This window comes from Altericroceibacterium xinjiangense, assembly GCF_003958635.1.
Taxonomy (GTDB): Bacteria; Pseudomonadota; Alphaproteobacteria; order Sphingomonadales; family Sphingomonadaceae; genus Altericroceibacterium_A; species Altericroceibacterium_A xinjiangense.
The window spans coordinates 54,651-79,417 of record NZ_RSEK01000004.1; the positions used below are offsets into that span (position 1 = coordinate 54,651).

Here is a 24,767-nt window from a genome sequence, read left to right on the forward strand (position 1 = left end):
CGGCACGGCGGCGGCGGATCAGCCCGGGATCACGGCCCGGGCGGCAGCGCCATCGCCTTCGGGGGCGGCAAGGATCGCCTGGGTTGTCTGGCCCTTGTCGACCGTGTGGGTGTCCGGATCCCCGACACTGGAGCGAATGCCGGGCACTGCTTCCCCGGCTTGGCCGAGCGCGCTGGTTTCCACGGCGCTGCGGGGGGCGGGGCCGCCGAACAGAGCTTCCAGCGCTTGCTGGCTGGCGCTGTTGTCGGACGGGCGCGGCGCGCCGGGGGCGGGCGGAACCAGCTCGAAATCCGGCGGTACGATCAGCGGAGCCTGCCGCTGGACCGCGAACTCATCCGGCCGGTCCCGACTGAGCAACCCGCCTGCGCCCGAGGCGCCGCAGGAAGCGAGCAACGCCGAGGAGGCGGCAAGAACAAGGGCAAGGGGAGCTTTGCGCATCAGGGTATCTCCGCAGCGTTTTCCGGCTTGCTGGTAGCATCCTCGGGTTTGTCCCGGATGAACAGCGAGCGTAAAAGAAGAAGGACCACGCCGATCGTGATTGCGGCGTCGGCGATGTTGAAAATCAGGAACGGGCGAAAGCTGCCGATGTGCAGGTCGGCATAATCGATCACATAGCCAAGCACGAAGCGGTCCCGGATGTTGCCGAGCGCCCCGCCGAGGATCAGCGCCAGCGGGGCGATATCGCCGAACCGGCGTTCCCGAAGCATCCAGACCATCACCGCCGCTGCTATAAGCCCGGTCACCACAACCAGAATCCAGCGCATTTCCATGGAGGTGGCGGTGAACAGGCCCAGCGATATGCCGTAGTTGGGGGTGAAGGTGAAATCGAAGAACGGCAGCAAGTCGATGTGCCCGACCTCACGCAGCCGCAGCGGCCCGACGACGATATACTTCACCACCTGGTCGATGATGGCAATCACAGCCGCGAGCACCAGCCCGGCGACGCGGTTGCGCGTGACGGGGCTCACGCGGCGGGCTCCGGTGCGGCAACGGCTTCGGCGCAGCGGCCGCACAAGGCGCCGTCTTCGGGCACGCCGGGCAAGTGGCGCCAGCAGCGGCCGCATTTCGGATCATCGGTCTTTTCGACCGCGACCGCTTCTTCGGCGGTCCGCGTAACCGTGCCGGTGATGAACAATTCGGCCAGCTGATCGTCGGAGAAGCCTTGCGGCACGCTCGATCCGGGCACGGCCACTTCGGCTTCGAGGCCGGAGCGGACGATCTTTTCCCGCCGCAGTGGCTCGATCGCTTCCATCACCCGTTCGCGAAGGGTGCGCAGATCACCCCAGCGGGCGTCATCGGCATCGGCGGCAGGCAGGTCCGGCCATTCGAGCAAGTGGACGCTCGTCCCATCGGGATAGCGCGTGCCCCAGACTTCCTCGGCGGTGAATACCAAGACCGGCGCGGCGTAGCGCACCAGCGCGTGGAACAGGATATCGAACACCGTGCGGCAGGACCGGCGGCGCAGGCTGTCCGCCGGATCGCAGTAGAGGCTGTCCTTGCGGATATCGAAGTAGAACGCGGACAAGTCCTCGTTACAGAACTCGGTCAGCGCCCGGACGTAGGTGTTGAAATCGTAGTCCGCGATGGCGCGGCGCAGCGTGGCGTCGAGCTGGCCGAGCAGCGCAAGGACGTAGCGTTCCAGCTCCGGCATTTCGGACGCTTCGACTCGCTCGGCTTCCTCGAACCCGTCGAGCGCGCCGAGCAGGTAGCGGAAGGTGTTGCGCAGCTTGCGGTACTGGTCGGCGACGCCCTTGAGGATTTCCGGACCAATCCGGTGATCCTCGGTGTAGTCGACGCTCAAGGCCCACAGCCGGATAATGTCCGCGCCGTAATCACGCATCACGTCCAGCGGGCTGACGGTGTTGCCCTTGGACTTGGACATCTTCTCCCCCTTGGCGTCCATCGTAAAGCCATGGGTGAGAACGGCGTTGTACGGCGCGCGGCCGCGGGTGCCGCAGCTTTCCAGCAGGGAGGACTGGAACCAGCCGCGGTGCTGGTCCGATCCTTCGAGGTAGAGGTCCGCCGGCCACGAAAGGTCCGGCCAGCGCCCGCTGTCGAGCACGAAGGCGTGGGTCGAGCCCGAATCGAACCACACGTCCAGAATGTCGCTCACCCGCTCATACTCGGCGGCGTCGTAGGCATCGCCCAGCAGGGCTTGCGCGTTCTCGTCCGACCACGCGTCCACGCCGTCTTCGCGGATGGCGGCGACGATCCGTTCGTTCACGTCCGGATCGACCAGGTATTCCCCGGTCTTGCGGTGGACGAACAGGGTAATCGGCACGCCCCAGGCGCGCTGGCGGGACAGCACCCAGTCGGGCCGCCCTTCGACCATCGAGCCGATGCGGTTGCGGCCTTTTTCCGGGATGAAGCGGGTATCGGACAGCGCACGCAAGGCGGTCTGGCGCAGGGTTGCGCCTTCGCCCAGATCGGCGCGGATATCGGCCTCAGTCGCGCAGAGCGGGACTTGTCCGTCCAGCGGCTTGTCCATCGGCACGAACCACTGCGCGGTGGCGCGGAAGATCACCTTGGCCTTGGACCGCCAGCTATGTGGATAACTGTGTGGATAATCTCCATGAGCGAGCAGCGCGCCGGTTTCCGCCAAGGCCGAGCAGATTGGTCCGTCGGGCGCATTGAACTTCGGATTGATGACGCTGCCTTGCCCGCCAAGCCAGGCCCAGTCGTCGCGGTAGCGGCCATCGGGCTGGACGGCGAACACGGGATCGATCCCGTGAGCCTTGCACAGCAGGAAGTCGTCCTCGCCATGGTCAGGCGACATGTGGACGAGGCCGGTGCCGCTGTCGGTTGTGACGAAATCGCCGGGCAGCATCGGGCGCGGCTTGGCGTAGAACCCGCCAAGGTGGTGCATCGGGTGGCGAGCCACGGTGCCGGCGAGGTCGGAGCCTTTGCCTGCCCAAACAACGGACATGCCTGCCAAGAGATGGTCACCAACCAGTCGCATAAAGACTTGGTCCGGCAATTCACCCGCCTGTGCGATCAGGAGTACTTTACCTGAGGGATGCCCTCGCACCGCGAAGTAGCTGATCTCCGGCCCGTAAGCCAAAGCTTGGTTCACCGGGATCGTCCACGGCGTGGTCGTCCAGATTACTGCGTGGGCGCCGACCAGTTCGGGGATCGGGCTTTCCGTAATCTCGAACGCGACGTCGATCTGGGTCGAGGTGATGTCCTCGTACTCGACTTCGGCTTCGGCCAGCGCGGTTTTTTCCACCGGGGACCACATCACCGGCTTGGCGCCGCGGTAAAGCTGGCCGGAAGTCGCGAACTTGAGCAGTTCGGACACGATGGTCGCTTCGGCGGCGAAGTCCATCGTCAGGTAGGGATTGTCCCAGTCCGCCAGCGTGCCGAGCCGCTTCAGCTGGTCGCGCTGCACGTCCACCCACTGCGCGGCATAGGCGCGGCATTCGGCGCGGAATTCGGTCAGCGGGACCTGGTCCTTGTCCAGCTTCTTCTTGCGGTACTGTTCCTCCACCTTCCATTCGATCGGCAGACCGTGGCAGTCCCAGCCGGGCACATAGGGCGCGTCCTTGCCCAGCAGGGTCTGGGTGCGCACGACCATGTCCTTCAGGATATGGTTCAGCGCATGGCCGATGTGCATGTCGCCGTTCGCATAGGGCGGGCCATCGTGGAGGATGAAGGTTTCGCGGCCCTTGCGGCTTTCGCGAATCTGTTCGTAAAGCCCCGTTTCCTGCCAGCGTGCCAGGATGGCCGGTTCCTTCTGCGGAAGGCCGGCTTTCATCGGGAAATCGGTCTTCGGCAGGAAGACCGTCGCGCGGTAATCGGGTTTCTCGGACATTTGGCGCCGCGCTTAGGCGGATTCGGCCAGCGCGGCAACATGCCCGCGCACGAGGCCGATCACGCGAGCAGTTCTTTCGCGCGCGCGCAATCCTTCGCCATCTGCGTAGTCAGCGCGTCGAGCGAATCGAACTTTTCTTCCGGGCGCAGGAAATGGTGCAGGGCGACCTCGATTTCCCGCCCGTAAAGATTGCCGGAAAAATCGAAGAAGTACGGCTCGATCCACTCACGCGGCGGGTCGAACGTGGGGCGGATGCCGATGTTGGCTGCGCCTTTCAGATCCTGACCGGAATCGAGGATGCGCGCCGTCACCGCGTAGATCCCGAAGCGCGGGCGCAAGTAGTGGCCGAATTCCATATTGGCGGTGGGATAGCCGATGGTCCGCCCCCGCTTGTCGCCGTGCTGGACGGCGCCGCGAACGGCGAACGGGCGCGTCATCAGCCGGGCCGCCACTGCGCACTCCCCGGCTTTCAGCGCATCGCGAACGCGGCTGGAGGAGACCACCATCCCGCTTTCCGTCACCGGGCCCACAGTGCGCGCCTCGATCCCGTGGGCTTTGCCGCATTCGGCGAGCACTTGCGTGGTGCCGCCCCGGCTCTTGCCGAAGGTAAAGTCTTCCCCGGTCACGACCCCGCGCGCGCCAATGTGGCTGCCCAGGAGCTTGCCCACGAAATCTTCGGCTTCCGTGCCAGCAAGTTCGCCGTCGAAGTGGAACACCAGCATTGCGTCGGCCCCGGCAGCCGCGAACAATTCCTGCCGCTGGTCGAGGGTGGTCAGCCGGAACGGCGGAATATGGGGCGCAAAATGGCGCACCGGGTGCGGATCGAACGTGGCGACGATCGCCGGGCGGCCTTCGGACTGCGCCCAGGTCACCGCTTCAGCGACGACTTTCTGATGGCCGAGGTGGAACCCGTCGAAGTTGCCGAGCGCAAGCACCGCGCCGCGCAAGCCTTCCGGCACCGGATCGCGGTGATCGAGGCGGATCATGCGTGTCCGCCGCCGCGTTCCAGCGTGACGAAAGTGTATGCGGGCCAATCGTCCTTGGCCGGATAGGTTTCCTGCGCCGTTTCCCGCCATTCCGGACCGGGGTAGGGCATCAGCACGTCGCCGCCGGTCCGCTCATGCACTTCGGTCAGCTCGATCCGGGTGGCGACAGGCAGGAACAGCGCAAAGATTTCCCCGCCGCCGATCACCGAAATGTCGCCTTCGCCCGCGAGCGTGAGCGCGTCTTCCACCGTATGCGCAACTTCCGCGCCCGGAGCGGACCAGTCCGGGTCGCGGGTGAGGACGATATGGCGGCGGCCGGGAAGCAGGCCGGGCAGGCTGTCGAAGGTCTTGCGGCCCATGATCATCGGCGTGCCCATTGTCAGCCGCTTGAAGCGCCGGAGATCGTGCGAGATCTGCCACGGCACCTGGCCTTCCTTGGCGATCGTGCCGTCTTCAGCCCGCGCGACGACGAAGAAAATGTCCCGTCCGCTCATGCCCGGACCAACCGGGTGACGTGGCCCATTTTGCGTCCTTCGCGCACGCTCCCCTTGCCGTAATGGTGCAGGTGGGTATCGCCCTTGGCGAGGATTTCGGCCGCGCGCTCAATGTCCCGGCCGATCAGGTTGCGCATCTCCACACGCGGCGCGGTCAGGCCCGTGTCCCCAAGCGGAAGGCCGAGGATGGCGCGGACGTGGTTTTCGAACTGGCTGGTGATCGCCCCCTCGATGGTCCAGTGCCCGGAATTGTGAACCCGGGGGGCCATTTCGTTGAACACCGGGCCGTCGGCGCAAGCGAAGAATTCAAGCGTCAGCACGCCCACATAGCCAAGCGCGTCCGCTACCTTGCGCGCAAGCTGGCGAGCCGGTTCGACGTGCGGGCCGATGCTGGGGTGGGCAGGCAGGGTGGAACGGGCAAGAATGCCGCTTTCATGTTCGTTGTGCGGACTGTCCCAGAAGCGCACCTCACCATCGCGCCCGCGCACCAGAATCACGGAGAACTCCGCTTCGAAGCGGACAAATCCTTCGTAAATCAGGTCATTGCCGGACAAGTCGAGCCCGGCCGCTTCTTCCGCGGAGCCGATGCGCCACTGGCCCTTGCCGTCATAGCCTTCGCGCCGGGTCTTGAGGATGCCGGGAGTGCCGATCCGGGCGATCGCGGCATCAAGATCGGCGCGGGAATTTACCGGCGCGAACGGGGCGGGCCTTCCGCCGAGATCGGTCACGAATCGCTTTTCCGCCAGCCGGTCCTGCGCAACTTCCAGGGCGCGAGTGCCGGGAGCCAGCTTGTCGGCGATCTTTTCCAGCGGGGCGACGGGCACGTTCTCGAATTCGTAAGTCACCACATCGCACTGACGGGCGAACTCGATCAGTTCGGGGCTGTCCCATTCCGCGCGGGTAAAGCGGTCGCTCACGCTCGCGGCGACGCTGTCGGTATCCGGAGCGAAGACGTGGCACTTGTAGCCGAGCTGGGCCGCGGCGGTCGCCAGCATTCGGCCAAGCTGGCCCCCGCCAAGTATACCGATGGTGGCGCCGGGAAGGATCATGGGTTCGCTCAAGGTTGGGGTTCAGGAAATCAATCGGACGGGGTTTCAGCCACGGCATCGCTGCGGGCCTGACGCCAGGCTTGCAGGCGCCGGGATAGCTCGGGATCGTTCAGTGCGAGGATCGAGGCGGCGAACAGGCCCGCGTTGGTCGCGCCGGCTTCCCCGATGGCCAGCGTTCCGGTCGGCACCCCGGCGGGCATCTGGACGATGGACAGAAGGCTATCGAGACCGGACAGCGCTTTCGACTGCACCGGCACGCCGAGCACCGGCAAATGGGTGAGGGCGGACAGCATGCCCGGCAAGTGCGCCGCGCCGCCGGCCCCGGCGATCACCACGCGGAAACCTTCGTCCGCCGCGGACCGGCCGAATTCGAACATCCGTTCCGGCGTGCGGTGGGCCGACACGATCCGCGCTTCCCAGGCGACCTGCAGCTCGTCCAGCACGCTGGCGGCGCATTTCATCGTCGGCCAGTCGGACTGGCTGCCCATTACGATTGCGACATCAGCCATCGGCGCGATCTTTCAGGTAGTGCCGCTCCCCGGGCTGCATGTTCGCATCGAAATCATAGACGATCGGCTGCCCGGTCGGGATTTCCAGCCCGGTTATGTCGTCATCCGAAATATTGGAGAGGTGCTTCACCAGCGCGCGCAAGCTGTTGCCGTGGGCCGATATGATCACCGTTTCTCCGCTGGCGAGCACCGGCAGGATCTCGCTTTCCCAGTAAGGCAGCACCCGCTCGATCGTCAGCTTGAGGCTTTCGGTGTCGGGGATCGCGATTCCGGCATAGCGCGCATCGGCAGCAAGATCGTACGGCCCGCCCGCTTCCATGCCCGGAGGCGGAATGTCGAAGCTGCGGCGCCAGGTGTGGACTTGCTCCTCCCCATGCTTTTCCGCCGTTTCCGCCTTGTTGAGTCCCGTCAGACCGCCATAGTGCCGTTCATTCAGGCGCCAGTCCTTGGTTTCGGGAATCCACAGGCGGCCGCACGCTTCCAGCGCCAGGTGCAGCGTCTTGATCGCCCGGATCTGGAGCGAGGTGAAGGCGCAGGTCGGCAGGAGGTTCTTGGCGGCCAGCAACTCGCCGGCTGCGGTCGCTTCGGCCACGCCTTTCTCGGTGAGATCGACATCCCACCAGCCGGTGAAACGGTTCTCAAGATTCCACTGGCTCTGGCCGTGGCGGACAAGGATCAGGCTGGGCATGCTGCTTGCGGCTCCTGACGATTTTTAGGAGCGCCACTCGTTAGCTATCCGATTCGTTTTTGCAAAGGGGTTCGCTCTCCCGCTGAAACGCGCGGGACTGCGCCTTGCGCCGGCGGAGATTCTCCCGCAGCTTTTCCGCCAGCCGTTCTTCGCGGGTCTGGCTCGTCCGATCTTCGCTCATGCCCCGTACTCTTGCGCGATCGGAACGCGGCGCTCAAGCTCGGCTTGACTTTCGCTGCCTTCGCGACAATAGCGCCCGCCTGCCCTGCAGACGCTGCTGTAGCTCAGTGGTAGAGCACTCCCTTGGTAAGGGAGAGGCCGCGAGTTCAATCCTCGCCAGCAGCACCATTCGCGGGCACGAAAAAGGCCCCGGCATCAGCCGGAGCCCTTTCTTCCTCAATTCCTGGTCCTGCCCGGTTCTCGTGCCGGGCTACCCTGTGATCGATCAGTAGATCGTGCCGTAGTAGCGATAGACTTCTTCACCATAGGTGCGATCGAACGCCGGCGGCTGGTTCGTCGGGAACGAAGGCGCCTGCTTCAGGCGTTCCTTGTCGATGTTCACGACATAGCCTTCCTTGGCGGTGTCGTAGTCGAGCACGTCCCACGGTAGCGGGTGGTGCTTCTCGCCGATGCCGAGGAAGCCGCCGAAGTTCATCACCGCGTATTCAACGCGGCCGGACAGCTTGCCGATCATCATGTGGTCGACATAACCGAGCTTGTCGCCGTTGGTCGAATAGACGTCAGTGTTCTTCACCTTGTCCGAAGCGATGAGGTCGGTTGTCTCGTCCCTCTTCAACGGGCGGCTGCGGCTGTAGGCCGTGCGCTGTTCGAGATCGGCGGGGATTGCGGTTGCGCGGTCGGTCTTGTGGATCGTCTGGTTCATAAAGGGTCCTTTTCTGCTGGCCGATGCGGAAAAACAGCTGCTCCATGGAAGGAGCGCGTCCGGCGGTTGCCTCTTGGGAAAGCCTCGACTGCGAAAGCAGGAGGCGGGCGCCTTCATCGGCGGGGTTCACTCTATCAATGGGTGAAGCAGGATATCGTTCCGAATCAATCCCTTGCCGCGCAGGCTCTCGCTCTAGCGGGAAGGAGGCGCGCGCAAATCGCCCCATTCGGGATGGCGCCGGAATTGCGCCGCGACATAGGAGCACTGCGGTTCAATGGTGAAGCCGTGCTCCCGCGCGTCGCGTATCAGAGCGTCCACCAGTTGTTCGGCGATCTTCTGTCCGCGCAAGGCTGGCGGGACAAAGGTGTGGTCGACGATCCGGGTGTTGCCGCGGGCCTGCCAGGTGAGAACGGCTTCCTCGTCGTGGCCGGCAATCTTCGCGCTGTAGCGGCCGTGGGTCGTTTCGTCGGTACGCTCGATGCTGATCGTGTCGTTCATCGGATAGGCTCCTTCTTGCGCCTAACCGATGGCTTGGCCATGGCGTTCCGATGCAATTCCTGTCCGACAACTCCGCCGCCGTTCATCCCCGTGTGTGGGAGGCGATGCGCGCTGCCGACGCCGCCGATTCGCCTTACGACAACGACGCCTTCAGCCAGCGGCTGGACGAGGCGTTCTCCGCCTTGTTCGGCCGCGAGTGCGCGGCGTTGTGGGTCGCGACCGGCACGGCGGCCAATTGCCTTGCGCTGGCGACTATGGTCCCGCCGCACGGCGCGGTCGTCTGCCACCGCGAGGCGCACATCGAGATGGACGAGGGCGGGGCACCCGGGTTCTTCCTCCACGGGGCCAAGCTGATCCTGGCCGATGGCGATCACGCCAAGCTGACGCCGGAGACAATTCGGCCGGTGCTCGATTCGATTCGCGACGATGTCCACCAGGTGCAGCCGCAGGCGATCTCGATCACGCAGGCGAGCGAATATGGCTGCGTCTATCGGCCAGAAGAGGTCGTCGCGATCGGCGCGCTGGCGCGGGAGCGAAAGCTGGGCCTGCACATGGATGGAGCGCGATTCGCCAACGCGGTGGCCTTCCTCGGCTGCTCTCCCGCCGAAGCGGCTGGCCCGGTTGACGCGCTCAGCTTCGGCTGCGTCAAGAATGGAGGGATGAGCGCGGAAGCGATCGTGTTCTTCGATTCTGCGCTGGCCGATGTCGCGCGGTACCGCCGCAAGCGGGCGGGGCATTTGCAATCCAAGGGCCGTTTCCTCGCCGCGCAACTCCTTGCGATGCTGGAGAATGATCTGTGGGTGGAAAACGCCCGCGCCGCCAATGCCGCGGCGGGCGAACTGGCGGGATCGGCCGCTGGGCGCCTGCTCCATCCGGTGGAGGCGAACGAAGTGTTCCTTTCCTGCACGCCCGAGGAACGCGAGCGACTGCGGGAACAGGGTTTCGGGTTCTATGACTGGGGGCCGGGCGCCGCGCGATTCGTGACTGCATGGAACACCCGGGCCGAGGACGCCGGGGCACTTGCCCGCGCGATCGCGGGTCTGTGAGCACGCACCACTCTGCAAGCGAACCGCCCCATGCGCTGCTGCGGCCGCGCATTGTCATCCCTTTTGCGCTGGTGGCGCTGATCTGGGGTTCGACCTGGTTCGTCATCAAGGGGCAGCTCGACGTCGCGCCGCCGAGCTGGTCGGTCACGTGGCGTTTCGCGCTGGCGACGCTGGGCATGTTCGCGCTTGCGCTGGTGCAGCGGCATTCCTTCCGGATGAGCGGGCGCGCCCACCTGCTGGCGGTGGCGATCGGCGTGGCGCAGTTCTGCCTCAACTTCAACTTCGTGTACCGGGCGGAACTGCACCTGACATCCGGCATCGTCGCCGTTCTGTTCGGCCTGCTGGTGGTGCCGAACGCAGTGTTCGCGCGGATTTTCCTGGGCCAGCCGATCACGCGGCGCTTTCTGGTGGGCAGCGCGATCGGGCTTGCCGGCATCGCACTGCTGCTTCTGCACGAAGCGCAGACGGTAGGGGTGGCTGCGGGCCGCGAAGTCGGGCTGGGGATTTTGTTCACGGGATTGGGCATTCTGTCCGCTTCCAGCGCGAACGTGATGCAGGCATCCGCCGTTGCCCGGACGGCGCCGATAGTGGTGCTGCTCTCATGGGCGATGCTGTGGGCGTCGCTGGCCAACTGCGCCATTGCCTGGACTATCGCCGGACCGCCGGTGCTGCCGCTCGAGTCCACGTATCTCCTCGGCATCGCCTACCTTGCGATCATCGGGTCGGTCGTCACCTTCCCGCTCTATTTCGCGCTGATTCGCGAACTGGGCGCCGGGCGCGCCGCCTACAACGGGGTGGTCGTCCCGGTCGTGGCGATGCTGCTTTCGACCATGTTCGAGGGGTACCGCTGGTCGGTTCTGGCCGCCGCGGGCGGGGCGTTGGCAATGGCGGGAATGGTGGTGGCGCTGCGCGCGCGTCAGTTGCCGGTGTCGAGCCCTGCGGCGGTTTCGGATCCCGCGACGGCACGCAGCCCGGCGCGGTAATCGGGATGGCGCGGCTGCCACCCGAGCACGCGCTTCGCCTTGCCGTTCGCTACCCGGCGGTTCTCCGCATAGAAGGCCCGCGCCTGCGGGGAGAGGCCGGCTTCATCCAACGTCTGCACAGGCGGCGGGGCCACTCCTAGCAAGCGGCAGGCCTCCTCGGTCACGGCGTTCTGGCTGGTCGGGCAATCGTCGGCCAGATTGTAGGCCCCGGAGGGACCGTCCAGCCCCGCGATCACACCGGCGGCAATGTCATCCACGTGAACCCGGCTGAACACTTGCCCCGGCAGGTCGATGCGGTGCGCCCGGCCATCGCGCACCCGGTCCAGCGCACTGCGGCCCGGTCCGTAGATTCCGGGCAGGCGGAACACCCGCGCCCCGCGCATGAGCCAGGCAGCATCGCATTGTGCGCGGGCGGTGCGGCGCCCTTTGCCGACCGGTGCGGTTTCATCAACCCATGCGCCGCCCGCATCACCGTAGACGCCGGTGGAGGAGAGATAGCCAAGCCATGGGTGGTCCAGCGCATCGCCGAAGCGGTCAAGCACCGGGTCGATCCCCCCGGCGGGCGGAACGGACGACAGCACATGCGTCGCGGACCGGAGCGCGGCCCGCACGCCGTTGTCGTCATCGAACGCCAGATCGCCTTCGCGCCCCGTGCTCGACACGCTCCATCCTCGCGCGTTCAGCGCATCCCTTATGCATTTTGCCGAATAGCCGAGGCCGAATATGAACATATGCGCCATGCGAGCGTTTTAGACCCGCACCCACGCATTACCAAGAATTCCAGGAGTTCAGCTTGGACATTGTCCGCAATCCCGCCACCCCCGACGGCAATATCCAGATGGCCGACGCCGCGCCCGAACCGTCCGACCCGCCGGTGATCCGGCGCGAGGATTACCGGCCGTTCCCGTGGCTCGTGCCCGAAACCGCGCTCGATTTCTCCCTCGGGATCGAGCGGACGCAGGTGCGCGCACGGCTGTCGGTCGAACGCAATCCGCAGGCCGAGCCGAGCCAGACCCTGCGCCTGAACGGCGACGGGCTGACCGCGCTGGAGGTCACCGTCGACGGCGAGCCGGTGAACAGCTGGGCAATGGAAGGCGATGACTTGCTCATCACCCTGCCGGGAGAGCGGCACACGGTGGAGATCGCAACCGAGATCGATCCGTCCGCGAACACGCAGCTGATGGGGCTCTATGCCTCCGGCGGAATGCTCTGCACCCAGTGCGAGGCGGAAGGCTTCCGGCGGATTACCTTCTTCCCTGATCGGCCGGACGTTCTGTCCACCTACACCGTCCGGATGGAAGGGGCGAAGGACCAGTTCCCGGTGCTGCTGTCCAACGGCAACAAGGTCGATGAAGGCGTGAGGGGCGAGACCCGCTGGGCCGAATGGCACGATCCCTGGCCCAAGCCGTCCTATCTCTTCGCGCTGGTTGCGGGCGATCTGGTCGCCAACCGCGACACGTTCACCACCATGGGCGGGCGAAAGGTCGATCTCGCGATCTGGGTGCGCGCCAACCGGGACGAAGCGGCGGGCGACCGGGAAGGTGACCTGCCGCGCACCGACCACGCGATGCGCTCCCTCAAGAAATCGATGAAGTGGGACGAGGACGCCTTCGGCCGCGAATACGATCTCGACACGTTCAACATTGTCGCGGTCAGCGATTTCAACATGGGGGCGATGGAGAACAAGGGCCTCAACATCTTCAACACGAAATACGTGCTGGCCGACCCGGAAACCGCGACCGACGGCGACTACGACGCAGTCGAAGGCGTGATCGCGCACGAATACTTCCACAACTGGTCAGGCAACCGCGTGACGTGCCGGGACTGGTTCCAGCTTAGCCTGAAGGAAGGTTTCACCGTCCTGCGCGACCAGTTGTTCAGCCAGGACATGGGCTCTGCCCCGGTCAAGCGGATCGAGGACGTGCGCGTGCTGCGATCGGCCCAATTCCCCGAGGATTCGGGCCCGCTGGCCCATCCGATCCGCCCGGACGAATTCCGCGAAATCTCGAACTTCTATACCGCCACGGTCTACAACAAGGGGGCCGAGGTCATCCGGATGATGCACACGCTCGCCGGGCCGGATCGGTTCCGCAAGGGCTGCGATCTCTACTTCGACCGGCATGACGGCGAGGCGGCGACGTGCGACGATTTCATCCGGGCGATGGAGGACGGGGCCGGGCTGGACCTTACCCGCTTCCGCTTGTGGTATTCCCAGGCTGGCACTCCGAAAGTCGGCGTGCGGCTGGAGCATGACGGCGAGATCGCGACCCTGCACTTCACCCAGCAGGTTCCGCCCACTCCAGGGCAGGACCGCAAGCAGCCAATGCCCATTCCGCTGCGGATCGCGCTGTTCGACCGCGCTACGGGGCAGCATCGCGGCGAACAGCTGGTGGTGCTGGAAGCCGCGCAGGAGAAAGTGAGCTTCCCCGGCTTTGCGGAGCGGCCGATCCTGTCGATCAACCGCGGATTTTCCGCCCCGGTTTCCATCCAGCGCGACGTGGCGATGGAAGACCTCGTGTTTCTGGCCGCCCATGACGACGACTCCTTCGCCCGGTATGAGGCGATGCAGGATCTCGTCGTCGGCCACCTGCGCGCGAGCATCGCCGGCAAGCTGTCCGAAGCCGAGCGCGACGCCGGCCGCCGGTCGATCGGCCAGGCTTTTGCGGCCGTGCTGGACGATTCCGCGCTCGACAATCAGATGCGCGGCGAATTGATGATCCTGCCGGGCTCCAGCTACCTTGCGGAGCAGATGCCGATCGCTGACCCGGCGGCCATTCATCGGGAGCGGGAGGCGCTGAAAGGCTGGCTGGGCCGCACGCACGAGGACGCGCTCGTGGCGCTGCACGAACGGGCAAGCGCCGTGCCTTACGGGCTCGATGCCGCCGCCCGGGGGGCGCGCAAGCTCAAGACCCAGGTCCTGATCCTGCTGGCCGCCGCCGATCCCGAAAAGGCTGCGGATCTGGCGGCAAGGCAGTACCGCGCTGCCGACAACATGACCGATCGCCAGGGCGCGCTGATGGTGCTCGCCGGGCTGGACACCCCCTTGCGCGAAGAGCTGCTGGCGGACTTCTACCAGCGATACCGTGGCAACGCGCTGGTGATCGACAAGTGGTTCGCGCTGCAGGCGCAATCGCTCCACCCACAGGCGCTGCGGCACGTGCGGGAACTGGCGGCCCATCCGGATTTCACCTTGCGCAACCCGAACCGGGTGCGTTCGCTCTACATGGCGTTCGCCGCAAACCCGCAGGCGTTCCACGCCGAGGACGGGGAAGGATACCGGACGATCGCCGACCTGATCCTCGCGCTGGATCCGATCAATCCCCAGACCACGGCGCGCTTCGTCGCCCCGCTCGGCCGCTGGCGGCGGATCGAGCCGGTGCGGGCCGCGCTGATGCGTGCACAACTGGAACGGATCGCCGCCGCGCCGAAGCTGTCGCGCGATACGCATGAACAAGTGAGCCGCAGCCTTGGCTGATTCGCGCACCGACGAAGCCGTCGAGGTCATCCGCGCCGCCCAGCTGGCGGGCGTGCCCCACGGCTTCCTTGGCCGTCGGGGCGGAGTGTCGGGCGGCGTGGTGGCCGGGCTGAACGTCGGGCTGGGAGCGGGTGACGACGATCTGGCCGTTGCCGAGAATCGCCGCCGCGCCCTCGAAGCGGTGCTGCCCGATGCCCGCCTCGTCACCGTGTACCAGGTTCATTCGCCCGATGTCGCCGTGGTGACGGAGCCATGGCCCGGGGATGAACGCCCTCGCGCCGATGCGATCGTCAGCGACCGGCCAGGCGTGCTGCTCGGCATCGTGACCGCCGATTGCGCGCCGGTGCTGCTGACGGATGCGGAAGCAGGCGTGATCGGCGCGGCGCACGCCGGGTGGCGCGGGGCGCGCGGCGGTGTGCTGGAAGCGACTGTGGCGGCGATGGAGCGCCTCGGCGCCACCCGCCAGAGGATCGGGGCGGCCATTGGCCCGGCGATTGCGCAGGCGAGCTACGAAGTTGACGATTCGTTCCGTGCCCGGTTCGGGGAGGACGATTCGCCGTTCTTCGTTCCGGGCCGGCCTGGGCACTGGCAATTCGATCTGGAAGGCTATGCCGCCCGCCGCCTGGAGCAAGCGGGGGTAGGCGGAATCGACCGCCTGGGGCTCGACACCTACGCCCAGGAGGCGCGGTTCTATTCCTATCGCCGCGCTACTCACCGGAAAGAGCCGACTTACGGGCGCCAGTTCTCGCTGATCGGCTTACCGCGCTAAACGCACATCACGGCGGTAAAATGCCTGTTGGCAGGAGGGGACTCGTGGTCTATCAGCCGCGCCAAGTCGGCACCGGGGCGGGCGGAAAATCCATGTCCGGTGCAGCTTTCGGGGGGTCTTCCTGAACGCGCGGCTAATCTGGTTTTTAGGTCGTCCGCATCCTCGCTGGGCAGACCGAGGCAAGGCAAGGCTGATGGTAACGAACACTGGCTCCGTAGATCCGGGTCCGCTGGTACCCGCAGCGGACGAAGAAGGTGTCCGCCGGCGTGACTTCATCAACATCGCGGCCGTTTCGGCTGCCGGGGTTGGTGGACTCGCCGTGCTGGTCCCGCTGATTTCCCAGATGGCTCCCTCCAAGGACGTGCTCGCCGAAGCCACGACCGAAGTGGACTTGTCGGCGATCCAGCCCGGTCAGACGATCAAGGCGGTGTTCCGCAAGCAGCCGCTGTTCGTCCGCAACCTGACGCCGGAGGAAATCGCCGCGGCGCAGGCCGTGGACGTTTCCAGCCTGCGCGATCCGGAAACGCTGGAGGAACGCACCAAGGAAGGTCACCTGAACTGGCTGGTCACCATGGGCGTGTGCACCCACCTCGGCTGTGTGCCGCTGGGTGCCGGCGAGGGCGAGACTCGCGGCGAATTCGGCGGTTTCTTCTGCCCCTGCCACGGATCGTCCTATGATACTGCGGCGCGTATCCGCAACGGCCCGGCGCCTCTGAACCTCGTCGTGCCGGATTACGAATTCACCTCTGATACCACGATCGTGGTCGGCTAAGGGAAAAGGGACCGACAATGAGCTTCCCCTGGGCCAAGCAATACCAGCCGACCAATCCGGTAATGCGGTTTCTCGATGAGAAGCTGCCGCTGCCGCGCTTCGTCTACAACGCCGTCGGCGCCGGATACCCGGTCCCGCGCAACCTCTCCTACATGTGGAACTTCGGCGTTCTCGCCGGATTCGCGCTGATGTTGCAGATCGTCACCGGCGTCGTGCTGGCGATGCATTACGCATCGAACGCAACGATCGCGTTTGCTTCCGTTGAGCAGATCATGCGCGACGTGAACTGGGGCTGGCTGCTGCGCTATGCCCACGCAAACGGCGCAAGCGCCTTCTTCGTCGTTGTCTACATCCACATCTTCCGCGGCTTCTACTACGGCTCCTACAAGGCCCCGCGCGAGATGATCTGGTTGCTGGGCGTGGTCATCTTCCTGCTGATGATGGCGACCGCGTTCATGGGCTACGTGCTTCCCTGGGGGCAGATGAGCTTCTGGGGTGCAAAGGTGATTACCGGTCTGTTCTCGGCGATCCCGCTGGTGGGTGAACCGCTGCAGGTGTGGCTGCTGGGCGGCTACGCGCCGGACAACGCTGCGCTCAACCGCTTCTTCTCGCTGCACTTCCTGCTGCCGTTCGTCATCCTCGGCGTGGTGATCCTGCACATCTGGGCGCTGCATATCCCGGGCTCCACGAACCCGACAGGCGTCGAGGTGAAGAGCGAGAGCGATACGGTTCCGTTCCACCCCTACTACACCGCGAAGGACGGGTTCGGGCTGGGCGTGTTCCTGATCCTCTACTGCATCGTCCTGTTCTTCCTGCCGAACGCGCTTGGTCACGCGGATAACTATATCCCGGCCAACCCGCTCTCGACGCCGGCGCATATCGTGCCCGAATGGTACTTCTGGCCGTTCTACGCGATCCTGCGCGCCTTCACCCAGGACTTCTTCTTCCTGCCGGCGAAGCTGCTGGGCGTGCTGGCGATGTTTGCGGCGATTTTGGTGTGGTTCTTCCTGCCTTGGCTCGATACCTCGCCGGTGCGTTCGGGGCACTATCGCCCGCTGTTCCGGAGGTTCTTCTGGATCGGGCTGATCCCGGCGATGCTGGTGCTGTTCTGGTGCGGCGGTGCTCCGGCCGAGGAACCGTACGTAATGCTCAGCCAGCTTGCGACCGCGTACTACTTCATCCACTTCCTGGTGATCCTGCCGATCGTTGCGCTCGTCGAGCGTCCGGAACCGCTCCCGTATTCGATCACGGACGCGGTGCTCCATTCCGACGACCGACTTGTGGTGGGCGAAAACGCCGCCCCGGCCATCTGAAGACAGCGCCCGAGAGAAAGCCAGACTCATGACCCGTATCATCGGAATCCTCGCCGGCCTGTTTTTCAGCGTGGCCGTACTCTGGGCCTTCGTGATCGGCGCTTATACCGCCGCGACCGAAGGACTGGGTGAAGTCACGGCCGAAGAGGTGTTCCACGAAGAACCCATCGACCTGCACCTTGCCGCAGCCAGCCCGTTCGGTACCTGGGATCTCCAGCAGCTTCAGCGCGGCTATCAGGTCTACAAGGAAGTGTGCGCCGCCTGCCATTCCCTGCGCTATGTCGCGTTCCGCGATCTTGCGCAGCTTGGTTACACCGAGGCCGAAGTGAAGGCGGAAGCCGCAAGCTGGACCGTGCCGGGCATCGATCCCAACACCGGTGAGGCAACCACGCGTCCCGGCCTGCCTACGGATTACTTCCCGGAGCCGTATCCGAACGAAATCGCCGCAGCGGCTGCGAACAACAACGCCATTCCGCCTGATCTTTCGATCATCACCAAGGCGCGCCATCATGGCACGGCGTATCTCTATTCGCTGCTGATCGGCTACCGCCCGCCGCCGCCGGAGTTGCTGGCGCAGTTCCCCGCAGCGGAAACGCCGCCCGGACTCTATTACAACCCGTTCTTCCCGAACCTCAACCTCGCCATGCCGCCGCCACTGACCACGACTGGACAGGTTACCTACGCTGACGGGACAACGGCCACGATCCCGCAGATGTCGGAAGACGTGGCGGCGTTCCTGACCTGGTCGGCCGAACCGACCCTGGTGAAGCGCCATCAGACCGGCTGGCCTGTCATCGGCTTCCTGATCTTCGCCACCGTGCTCGCTTTCCTGGCCAAGAAGCATGTGTGGTCACGGGTAGTGCCGCCAGCGCGGCGCCGCGAAGAAGAAGTCCTCTAAGACAGTCAGGCGCCCCCCGATGATCATCGGGGGGCGTTCAGTCCTGGAGGCGGGATGACCATCGAGGAACTCAGGCAGCTGATCCGGACCATTCCGGATTTTCCCGCCAAAGGCATCCAGTTCCGCGACATCACCACCTTGCTGGCGCATGGTGCCGGCTTTGCCGCGACCATTGATCGCGTGGCCGAAGAGGCTCGTGCGGCTTCGCCGCAGGCGATTGCCGGGATCGATGCACGCGGATTCATCTTTGGAGCTGCGATCGCAGCCCGGCTCGGCGTGGGGTTCATCCCCGTTCGAAAGGCCGGCAAGTTGCCGATGCGAACGATCGGCATCGATTACGCCTTGGAGTACGGCACAGCGCGGCTTGAACTCGACCCCGGTGCGATCGGCCCTGGCGAAAGAATAGTGCTGGTGGACGATCTGATCGCGACCGGCGGGACCGCGCTGGCGGCGGCGCACCTTCTCCGACAGGCCGGTGCAATCGTTCCGATCGCGCTTTTCGCAATCGAACTACCGGAGCTGGGCGGGCCGGCGGCGCTTCGCTGCGAAGGTATTGAATCCACGGCGCTGTTCACGTTCGAGGGTTAGCCTGCCAGCGGCGGCACCGGAGGCGCGGCGCGAAGGCGTGCCGGCTAATCAGGCGCAGGGCAGCCTCTCTTCGGGGCGGCAGGCGCATGCTTCACCGCAGTGGGCGATTGGTGCGCGTCACCCTTATAAACCGGCTGCTTCAGGGGTGCCGGAAGTCAGATCTCCCGGTCACCTATTCGCCGGCAGCGCATCCTGAGCAGGTGAAATCGCCGACTGCCAGTGCGCCGGTGAACGCGCTTCGGAGTGCCCAATTCCACCATCCGATCGACGCCCGCGCTAGCTCTCGGCGCCGCGGGCATTCTCGGGCGAGGTTCCGGTCAGCTGGCGGTGAACACCCGCAAGTACCGCGACGAAGATCACTGTCACCGCAGCATCGAGCAAAGACGAAACGACGGCTTCGATCACTTGGCCCAGACTTTCTCCCAGCACGAGGACGAGCGCACCAAGCACCATTCCAAGCACCAGCATCACCACCATATAGGCGATCCCGATCAGGAGGTAGAACACGAGCAGGCGAAGCCCCGCGCCCTTGGTGAGGTTCCAAGAGCGCTGCAGCGCCGCGACCGGGTTCAACAGCTTGTCCACCGCGATTACGGGCGGGATGAGGGAGAGCTTGACGAAGCAGTAGATTGCCAGCGCAATGAACGCGAGCGTGCCCAGCGCCGCCAGCACGCCGCTGCCGGAAGCTGCGGGAATCCCGACCAGCACCATCAGGACGGCAAATACTCCGAACGCAATCAGGAGCGTGGCGAGCAGATAGGGCAGGACCCCGGTCAGCCCGGTGCGGATGGCTTCTCCCACCGTGGGCTGCGATTTGTCGCGCAGCAAGGCGAGCAGGGTCAGCATTCCGATTGTCTGTGCGATGGCCACCAGCAGGATCAACCACCAGTAGTCGCCGTAGACCTGCAGGACCGCTTGTCCCACGTCGGGCTGGTTCACCAGAGCGTCCTGCATTCCCGGGACCAGCAGCGAAGTGGCAAGAGCGGGAAAAAAGAAGAAAATCCCCGCGACGATCAGCAGGACTTCCCGATTGGTCTTGATCATCGCCACGGCATCGCGCCAAGCGTGGCTCATGTCGAATTTCACCCCAGGTCCCCTCTTCAGCAATGGTGCTTGATAAGCCTCTCATCACCCTTCACGCAAATCGCGTGATGGAGAATTCGACCGAAGTGCCCGAAGACCCGATTGAGTGGCGACGCGAACCCTCGCTGGTGGCCTATACCGAAGCCGCCCGCGAGATGGAGCAGCGCAATGCAGCGATTGCTGCCGGGACCGCGCGCGAGCTTGTCTGGCTGCTGGAGCATCCACCCGTCTACACGGCCGGCACCAGCGCGCCGGCGGGCGAACTGTTGGATCCCCGCTTCGACGTGGTCCAGACCGGGCGCGGCGGGCGCTACACCTATCACGGGCCGGGCCAGCGGATCGGCTACGTCCTGCTGGACCTCGCCACGCGCGGGCGCGACGTGCGGGCATTCGTCCACGCGCTGGAAGGCTGGGTCATTGCGACACTGGCGGATTTCGGGGTGGAAAGCTGGGCGGTGCCCGACCGCATCGGGATCTGGACGCGGGACATCGACGGCAGCGAAGCCAAGATCGGCGCGATCGGCGTGCGCGTCCGCAAATGGGTGACGATGCACGGCTTTGCCGTCAACCTCGACCCGGATCTCAGCCATTTCAGCGGGATCGTACCGTGCGGAATCAGCGATTTCGGCGTGACCAGCCTAGCCCGACTTGGCATCGCGCTTGCGCCGGGGGAGTGGGATGAGGCATTGCAGCGCCGCGCGGCATCCTTCTTCGCCGCCCTGCAGTCCCGGAGCCCTGAATGAAATCCCGCTTGCCCGTCCTGCTCCTGCTCCTGCTCGCCGCCGGTTGCGACGATACGTCCGACCAGCCGAAGAATAGCGTCGCGTCGGGCGAAGTGCTGGAAGGCACGATCAGCGACGAGATGCTGCCGTACAGCGAGTTGCGATCGCACCCGCCGATCGCCGAACCGGGAGCCGCGGAAGGCGATCCAGCGGGGCCGGCGGCAGCCGAGGAAGACGAGTAGCCGATGCGGCCCGTCAACACGGCAGCCCTTTTGCTGGCTGCGCTGGCCCTGACCGCGTGCGCCGGAGTGCCCCGTACGGGTTTGGCCGAGTCGCCGATGCTTGATGCCGGACACGCGAGCGTAGCCGATGCCGCGCTTGACCGGCTGGCGCAGGATTTCATCACCCAGGCCGCCGCGCTCAATCCCGTAGCCGGAACCCAGATGGGCGATCACCGGTACGACGACCAGCTGCCTGACATCACCGCAACCGGCCGTGCGCGGGAGCGGCAACTGGTCCAGACCCTGCTTGCCCGGCTGGAGCGGATCGACCGCTCCCGTCTGTCGCGCGACAACCAGGTCAATGCGGCGCTGCTGGAAAACGAACTGCGCTATCAGGTGTGGCAGCTCGACACGCTGCAGGAATGGGCGTGGAATCCGCAGCGTTACAACGATCTGGCTTCCGGATCGCTCTACACGCTGGTCGCGCGCGATTTCGCGCCCTGGCCGCAGCGATTCGCCAGCATCGTAGAACGGATGGAACTGTTGCCCGCGTTCCTTGCCGAGACGCGGCGGCAACTTGTCCCCGCGCGCGTGCCGAAAGTCTACGCCGAAACGGTCGCCCGGCAGAACGCGGGGCTGCTGGAAATCATCGACTCTGCGATCGTGCCGGAGGTGGAGCGCCGCGGTGTGCCGCGCGCTCGCTTCGATGCTGCGCGGAGCGCGCTGAAGACGGCGGTGGCAGAGCACCAGACCTGGCTCGACACCGTGTTGGTCCCCAACGCCAAGGGCGATTTCCGGCTGGGCGCGCCGCTTTACGACCAGAAGATGGCTTTCGCGCTGTCGAGCCCGTTGGATCGGCCGGAGCTGAAGGCGCGGGCGCTGAAGGCGTTCGCGGATACGCGGGCGGAAATGGAGCGGATCGCCCGCAGCTTCCCCGATTGCGCCACGGGAAGCCAGCAGCAGGCGATCGAATGCGCGCTGGCCAAAAGCTATGCCAACCGCGCCACGCGGGAAACGCTGGAACAAGCCGCGCGCGACACGCTGGCGCAGGCGACCGCCTTCACCGCCCGGCAGGGCTTCGTCACGATGCCTTCTGGCCCGGTGCAAGTGATTACCATGCCCAAGTTCCAGCAAGGCAATTCGGTGGCTTACGACGATCCGCCCGGGCCGCTGGAACAGGACCAGCCGAATTTTTACGCCGTGTCTCCCATTCCCGACGACTGGACGGATGAGCAGGCGACCAGCTTCCTGACCGAATACAACACCTACATGCTGCACGACCTTTCGATCCACGAAGGTGTGCCGGGGCACTACCTGCAGCTCGACCATGCGAACAAGAACGACGACCTCCTGCGGGCCGTGCTGATGAGCGGTCCGTTCGTGGAAGGCTGGGCAGTCTATGCCGAAGAAGTCATGGCCGATGCGGGTTACCTCGATAACGATCCGCTGTTCCGGCTGACGGTGCTGAAGATGCGCCTCCGCTCGATCATCAACACCGTGCTCGACATTGGCATCCACACCGAAGGGATGACGCGCGAGCAGGCAATGCAGCTGATGATGGAAGGCGGCTTTCAGCAGGAGCGGGAGGCCGCGGGCAAGTGGCTGCGCGCAAATCTCTCCTCAGCCCAGCTGCTCAGCTACTTCACCGGCTACTCCGAGCACATGGCGCTGCGCGAGGAAGCGAAGCGCCGGTGGGGCGAGGACTACAGCTTGCGCCGGTACAACGATGCGGTGCTGTCCCACGGATCGATCCCGGTGAAGCATGTCCGGGCCCTGATGTTCGGTTTGCCGATCGACTGACGAACGTCGGCTCTTACGGAGCCGACGTGTCTCCTTCCACCAGCACCCGCGTCAGGTACGCGTGGAGCAGGGCGGCGCGCACGGCGTCCTCCGCATGATCCGCGCCGACCGAGTGGCCTCCTTCGCGGTGTTCGTGGAAATAGACCGGGTTGCCGAGATCGATCAGGCGTGCCGCCATCTTACGGGCGTGGCCGGGGTGCACCCGGTCGTCCTCGGTCGAGGAATAGAAGAACACCGGCGGGTACTCCACGCCTTCCCGGACCTTCTGGTAGGGTGAGTACCCGGAGATGAACTCCCAGTCCGCCGGCACGTCCGGATCCCCGTATTCCGCCATCCACGATGCCCCGGCGAGCAAGTGCGAGTAACGCTTCATGTCGAGCAGGGGGGAGCCGATGATCGCCGCGCCGAACAAGTCCGGCCGCTGCGTCACCGCGACCCCGGCCAGCAGACCGCCGTTGGAGCGGCCTGAAACCGCGATCTTGCCTTCCGCTGTGATCCCGCGGTTCACCAGATCCTGCGCCACCGCGTAGAGATCGTCATAGGCGTTCTGCCGCTTTTCCCGCAGGGCGGCGTCGTGCCAGCGCGGGCCGTATTCCCCGCCGCCGCGAATGTTGGCCAGGACATAGGCATTGCCGTCCTCCACCCACCACTTCGCCAGCGGACCGGCGCGATAGGGTTCGGTGGTAAGATAAGTCGGCGTCTGCGCGCTGCGGAACCCGCCATAGGCATGGATCAGCGCCGGAACCGGGCCCTGCACTCCGTTTCGGGTTGCCAGGAAGTAGGGCACCTTCGTCCCGTCTTTCGAAGTGGCGAAGTGCTGCTCAACCGTGAACTGCGAAGCGTCGAACTTCGCGGGCAGGGACTGGAGGAGCCTGGCCGATCCGTCCGCGTTCACCGCATAAAGGGAAGGCGGGACAAGGAAGGACTGCACGGTGGCAAAGGCGAGGTTCTGCCCGTCCGCGCCCGACACCAGCGAAACGGTCGCCTGGTCCGGCAGATCGGCCACGGTCCGCGTCCAGCCGCCATCGGCGGCGCGGCGCAGCACCAGCAGACGGCCGGACACGTCGTCCAGCAGCTTGACCCACAGCGCGTCGTCGGTCGCGCTTACTTGCTCGATCGCTTCCTGGCTGGTCGGCGAATAGACCACTTCCGGCGCAGGGCTCCGGCCCGCGAGTACGTCCGCGACGGGCCAGGCCACCAGCGATCCGGCGGGAACCTTCCCGAGCGGCTCATGCAGGTAGACGATCATCCGCCCATCGTGGACCGCACGAAGATCGGCGGTTTCGGGCACCGGCGTGCGGATGAAGGTGCCGTCATCCTTCCCGATCCACAGCTGAGACGTGTAGAAGCTCAGCCCCCGCTGCAGGAAGACGTGCCGCGCGTCGTCGGTCGCAATGACCGTGGGGGAGACGGAGATATCGGCCGGCTCACCTTCCAGCACTACGCTGGCGGCGGACAGCGGCGTGCCGCGTTTCCAGCGCTTGACGATCCGCGGATAGCCCGACGTCGTCATCGACCCTTCGCCGAAATCGGTGCCGACCAGCAGGGTGTCGGCATCTTCCCACGCGACATCGCTCTTGGCCTCGGGCAGCGTGAAGCCGTCCGCGACGAATTGCCCGGTTCGCCGGTCCCATTCCCGCACCACGTCGGCATCCGTCCCGCCGGGGCTAAGCGAGACGAGGCAGCGGACGTAGTCGGGCGCCAGACAATCGGCGCCGTGCCAAACCCACGACTTGCCCTCCTGCGCGCCAAGGGCATCGACATCGATCAGGGTGCGCCATTCGGGATTGCCGGACAAATACGACGCCAGGCTCGCCTCGCGCCAGAGGCCGCGCGGGTGCTGCGCATCGCGCCACAAGTTGGTGACGACATCGCCCATCACCTCGTCCGGAGTGGCGATCTGGCTTTCATCATCGAGGATTGCCCGGGCCTCAGCGCGGTGCGCCTCATAGCCGGGCGTCGCAGCCAGCGCGTCCGTCGTGGCCGCGTTCCACCGGCTGACCGCCTCCAGCGCGCGCTCCCGGTGGATGTCTTCCAGCCAAAGATAAGGATCGGCCGGCGCAGTAGCAGCGAGCAGCAGCGGGGCGGCTGCGAGCGAAAGAATGGTGCGCAGGGAAAAACGGGACATCGGGCAGCCTTCAGCGACGGAACAAACCGGTTTCAGATGCTACCGTGTCCC

Annotated in this window: 25 protein-coding genes and 1 tRNA gene; 12 read left to right on the forward strand and 14 right to left on the reverse strand. The window is 65.5% G+C overall.

The window, feature by feature from the left end; translation table 11 throughout:
* Window positions 1-18: 18 nt before the first annotated feature.
* Genes ELY13_RS05770 through ELY13_RS14960 form a run of 9 tightly spaced genes read right to left on the reverse strand, consistent with a single transcriptional unit; the run spans window position 19 to window position 7,718 of the window.
* Window positions 19-438 (reverse strand): DUF3035 domain-containing protein, encoded by a 420-nt coding sequence (locus tag ELY13_RS05770; RefSeq protein ID WP_126172945.1) that lies wholly within the window; start codon window positions 436-438, stop codon window positions 19-21.
* Complete coding sequence (gene lspA / locus ELY13_RS05775; protein ID WP_241233563.1) at window positions 438-968, reverse strand: signal peptidase II; 531 nt, start codon at window positions 966-968, stop codon at window positions 438-440. The genes ELY13_RS05770 and lspA overlap by 1 nt, the downstream gene beginning before the upstream one ends.
* Window positions 965-3,811, reverse strand: a complete 2,847-nt coding sequence (gene ileS / locus ELY13_RS05780; RefSeq protein WP_126172947.1) for an isoleucine--tRNA ligase — start codon at window positions 3,809-3,811, stop codon at window positions 965-967. The genes lspA and ileS overlap by 4 nt, the downstream gene beginning before the upstream one ends.
* A gap of 59 nt (window positions 3,812-3,870) precedes the next feature.
* Window positions 3,871-4,797, reverse strand: coding sequence for a bifunctional riboflavin kinase/FAD synthetase (locus ELY13_RS05785; RefSeq protein WP_206435990.1), 927 nt, complete (start codon window positions 4,795-4,797; stop codon window positions 3,871-3,873).
* Window positions 4,794-5,291 (reverse strand): dihydrofolate reductase, encoded by a 498-nt coding sequence (locus ELY13_RS05790; RefSeq protein WP_126172948.1) that lies wholly within the window; start codon window positions 5,289-5,291, stop codon window positions 4,794-4,796. Before ELY13_RS05790 ends, ELY13_RS05785 begins: the two co-directional genes overlap by 4 nt.
* Window positions 5,288-6,340 (reverse strand): 5-(carboxyamino)imidazole ribonucleotide synthase, encoded by a 1,053-nt coding sequence (locus ELY13_RS05795; protein ID WP_126173179.1) that lies wholly within the window; start codon window positions 6,338-6,340, stop codon window positions 5,288-5,290. The genes ELY13_RS05790 and ELY13_RS05795 overlap by 4 nt, the downstream gene beginning before the upstream one ends.
* 29 nt (window positions 6,341-6,369) lie before the next feature.
* Window positions 6,370-6,849, reverse strand: a complete 480-nt coding sequence (gene purE / locus ELY13_RS05800) for a 5-(carboxyamino)imidazole ribonucleotide mutase (protein WP_126172949.1) — start codon at window positions 6,847-6,849, stop codon at window positions 6,370-6,372.
* Complete coding sequence (gene gpmA / locus ELY13_RS05805) at window positions 6,842-7,537, reverse strand: 2,3-diphosphoglycerate-dependent phosphoglycerate mutase (RefSeq protein ID WP_126172950.1); 696 nt, start codon at window positions 7,535-7,537, stop codon at window positions 6,842-6,844. The genes purE and gpmA overlap by 8 nt, the downstream gene beginning before the upstream one ends.
* Before the next feature lie 40 nt (window positions 7,538-7,577).
* Complete coding sequence (locus ELY13_RS14960) at window positions 7,578-7,718, reverse strand: hypothetical protein (RefSeq protein WP_164549709.1); 141 nt, start codon at window positions 7,716-7,718, stop codon at window positions 7,578-7,580.
* 92 nt (window positions 7,719-7,810) lie between these two features.
* Here ELY13_RS14960 and ELY13_RS05810 point away from each other — a divergent pair.
* Window positions 7,811-7,885: transfer RNA gene (locus ELY13_RS05810), tRNA-Thr, on the forward strand.
* Window positions 7,886-7,982: 97 nt separating this feature from the next.
* Here the strand turns inward: ELY13_RS05810 and ELY13_RS05815 are convergent.
* Both ELY13_RS05815 and ELY13_RS05820 read right to left on the reverse strand, forming a co-directional pair.
* The gene (locus tag ELY13_RS05815) at window positions 7,983-8,420 is read right to left on the reverse strand and encodes a PRC-barrel domain-containing protein (protein ID WP_126172951.1); all 438 of its coding nucleotides are present in this window, start codon (window positions 8,418-8,420) and stop codon (window positions 7,983-7,985) included.
* A gap of 192 nt (window positions 8,421-8,612) precedes the next feature.
* The gene (locus tag ELY13_RS05820) at window positions 8,613-8,918 is read right to left on the reverse strand and encodes a GNAT family N-acetyltransferase (protein WP_126172952.1); all 306 of its coding nucleotides are present in this window, start codon (window positions 8,916-8,918) and stop codon (window positions 8,613-8,615) included.
* Between the two features lie 50 nt (window positions 8,919-8,968).
* On the opposite strand from ELY13_RS05820, the gene ELY13_RS05825 reads away from it, so the two are divergent.
* Entirely contained in the window at window positions 8,969-9,964 is a 996-nt protein-coding gene (locus ELY13_RS05825) for a threonine aldolase family protein (RefSeq protein ID WP_126172953.1), read from the forward strand.
* 71 nt (window positions 9,965-10,035) lie between these two features.
* On the forward strand, window positions 10,036-10,947 hold the full coding sequence (locus ELY13_RS05830; RefSeq protein ID WP_241233564.1) for a DMT family transporter: 912 nt from the start codon (window positions 10,036-10,038) through the stop codon (window positions 10,945-10,947).
* Here the strand turns inward: ELY13_RS05830 and ELY13_RS05835 are convergent.
* Complete coding sequence (locus ELY13_RS05835) at window positions 10,881-11,687, reverse strand: Rossmann-fold NAD(P)-binding domain-containing protein (RefSeq protein WP_126172955.1); 807 nt, start codon at window positions 11,685-11,687, stop codon at window positions 10,881-10,883. The genes ELY13_RS05830 and ELY13_RS05835 overlap by 67 nt on opposite strands.
* Before the next feature lie 53 nt (window positions 11,688-11,740).
* Here ELY13_RS05835 and pepN point away from each other — a divergent pair, with 53 nt between their 5' ends.
* From pepN to ELY13_RS05865, 6 genes are all read left to right on the forward strand, one after another.
* On the forward strand, window positions 11,741-14,422 hold the full coding sequence (gene pepN, locus ELY13_RS05840; RefSeq protein ID WP_126172956.1) for an aminopeptidase N: 2,682 nt from the start codon (window positions 11,741-11,743) through the stop codon (window positions 14,420-14,422).
* Window positions 14,415-15,191 (forward strand): peptidoglycan editing factor PgeF, encoded by a 777-nt coding sequence (gene pgeF, locus ELY13_RS05845; RefSeq protein WP_126172957.1) that lies wholly within the window; start codon window positions 14,415-14,417, stop codon window positions 15,189-15,191. The genes pepN and pgeF overlap by 8 nt, the downstream gene beginning before the upstream one ends.
* A gap of 193 nt (window positions 15,192-15,384) precedes the next feature.
* Window positions 15,385-15,963 (forward strand): ubiquinol-cytochrome c reductase iron-sulfur subunit, encoded by a 579-nt coding sequence (gene petA, locus ELY13_RS05850; RefSeq protein ID WP_126172958.1) that lies wholly within the window; start codon window positions 15,385-15,387, stop codon window positions 15,961-15,963.
* Between the two features lie 17 nt (window positions 15,964-15,980).
* Window positions 15,981-17,276, forward strand: a complete 1,296-nt coding sequence (locus ELY13_RS05855) for a cytochrome b (protein WP_126172959.1) — start codon at window positions 15,981-15,983, stop codon at window positions 17,274-17,276.
* A 28-nt stretch (window positions 17,277-17,304) separates the two neighbouring features.
* Complete coding sequence (locus ELY13_RS05860; RefSeq protein ID WP_126172960.1) at window positions 17,305-18,174, forward strand: cytochrome c1; 870 nt, start codon at window positions 17,305-17,307, stop codon at window positions 18,172-18,174.
* A gap of 54 nt (window positions 18,175-18,228) precedes the next feature.
* Window positions 18,229-18,762 (forward strand): adenine phosphoribosyltransferase, encoded by a 534-nt coding sequence (locus tag ELY13_RS05865; protein ID WP_126172961.1) that lies wholly within the window; start codon window positions 18,229-18,231, stop codon window positions 18,760-18,762.
* A 276-nt stretch (window positions 18,763-19,038) separates the two neighbouring features.
* Here the strand turns inward: ELY13_RS05865 and ELY13_RS05870 are convergent, their stop codons facing one another.
* On the reverse strand, window positions 19,039-19,848 hold the full coding sequence (locus ELY13_RS05870) for a hypothetical protein (protein WP_126172962.1): 810 nt from the start codon (window positions 19,846-19,848) through the stop codon (window positions 19,039-19,041).
* Between the two features lie 65 nt (window positions 19,849-19,913).
* Between ELY13_RS05870 and lipB the strand changes: the two genes are divergently transcribed.
* Genes lipB through ELY13_RS05885 form a run of 3 tightly spaced genes read left to right on the forward strand, consistent with a single transcriptional unit; the run spans window position 19,914 to window position 22,588 of the window.
* Entirely contained in the window at window positions 19,914-20,588 is a 675-nt protein-coding gene (lipB, locus tag ELY13_RS05875; RefSeq protein WP_126173180.1) for a lipoyl(octanoyl) transferase LipB, read from the forward strand.
* Entirely contained in the window at window positions 20,585-20,809 is a 225-nt protein-coding gene (locus ELY13_RS05880) for a hypothetical protein (RefSeq protein ID WP_126172963.1), read from the forward strand. The genes lipB and ELY13_RS05880 overlap by 4 nt, the downstream gene beginning before the upstream one ends.
* A 3-nt stretch (window positions 20,810-20,812) precedes the next feature.
* Complete coding sequence (locus ELY13_RS05885; RefSeq protein WP_126172964.1) at window positions 20,813-22,588, forward strand: DUF885 domain-containing protein; 1,776 nt, start codon at window positions 20,813-20,815, stop codon at window positions 22,586-22,588.
* 13 nt (window positions 22,589-22,601) lie between these two features.
* Here ELY13_RS05885 and ELY13_RS05890 read toward each other — a convergent pair whose 3' ends face one another.
* Window positions 22,602-24,716 (reverse strand): prolyl oligopeptidase family serine peptidase, encoded by a 2,115-nt coding sequence (locus ELY13_RS05890; protein WP_126172965.1) that lies wholly within the window; start codon window positions 24,714-24,716, stop codon window positions 22,602-22,604.
* Window positions 24,717-24,767: the final 51 nt, after the last annotated feature.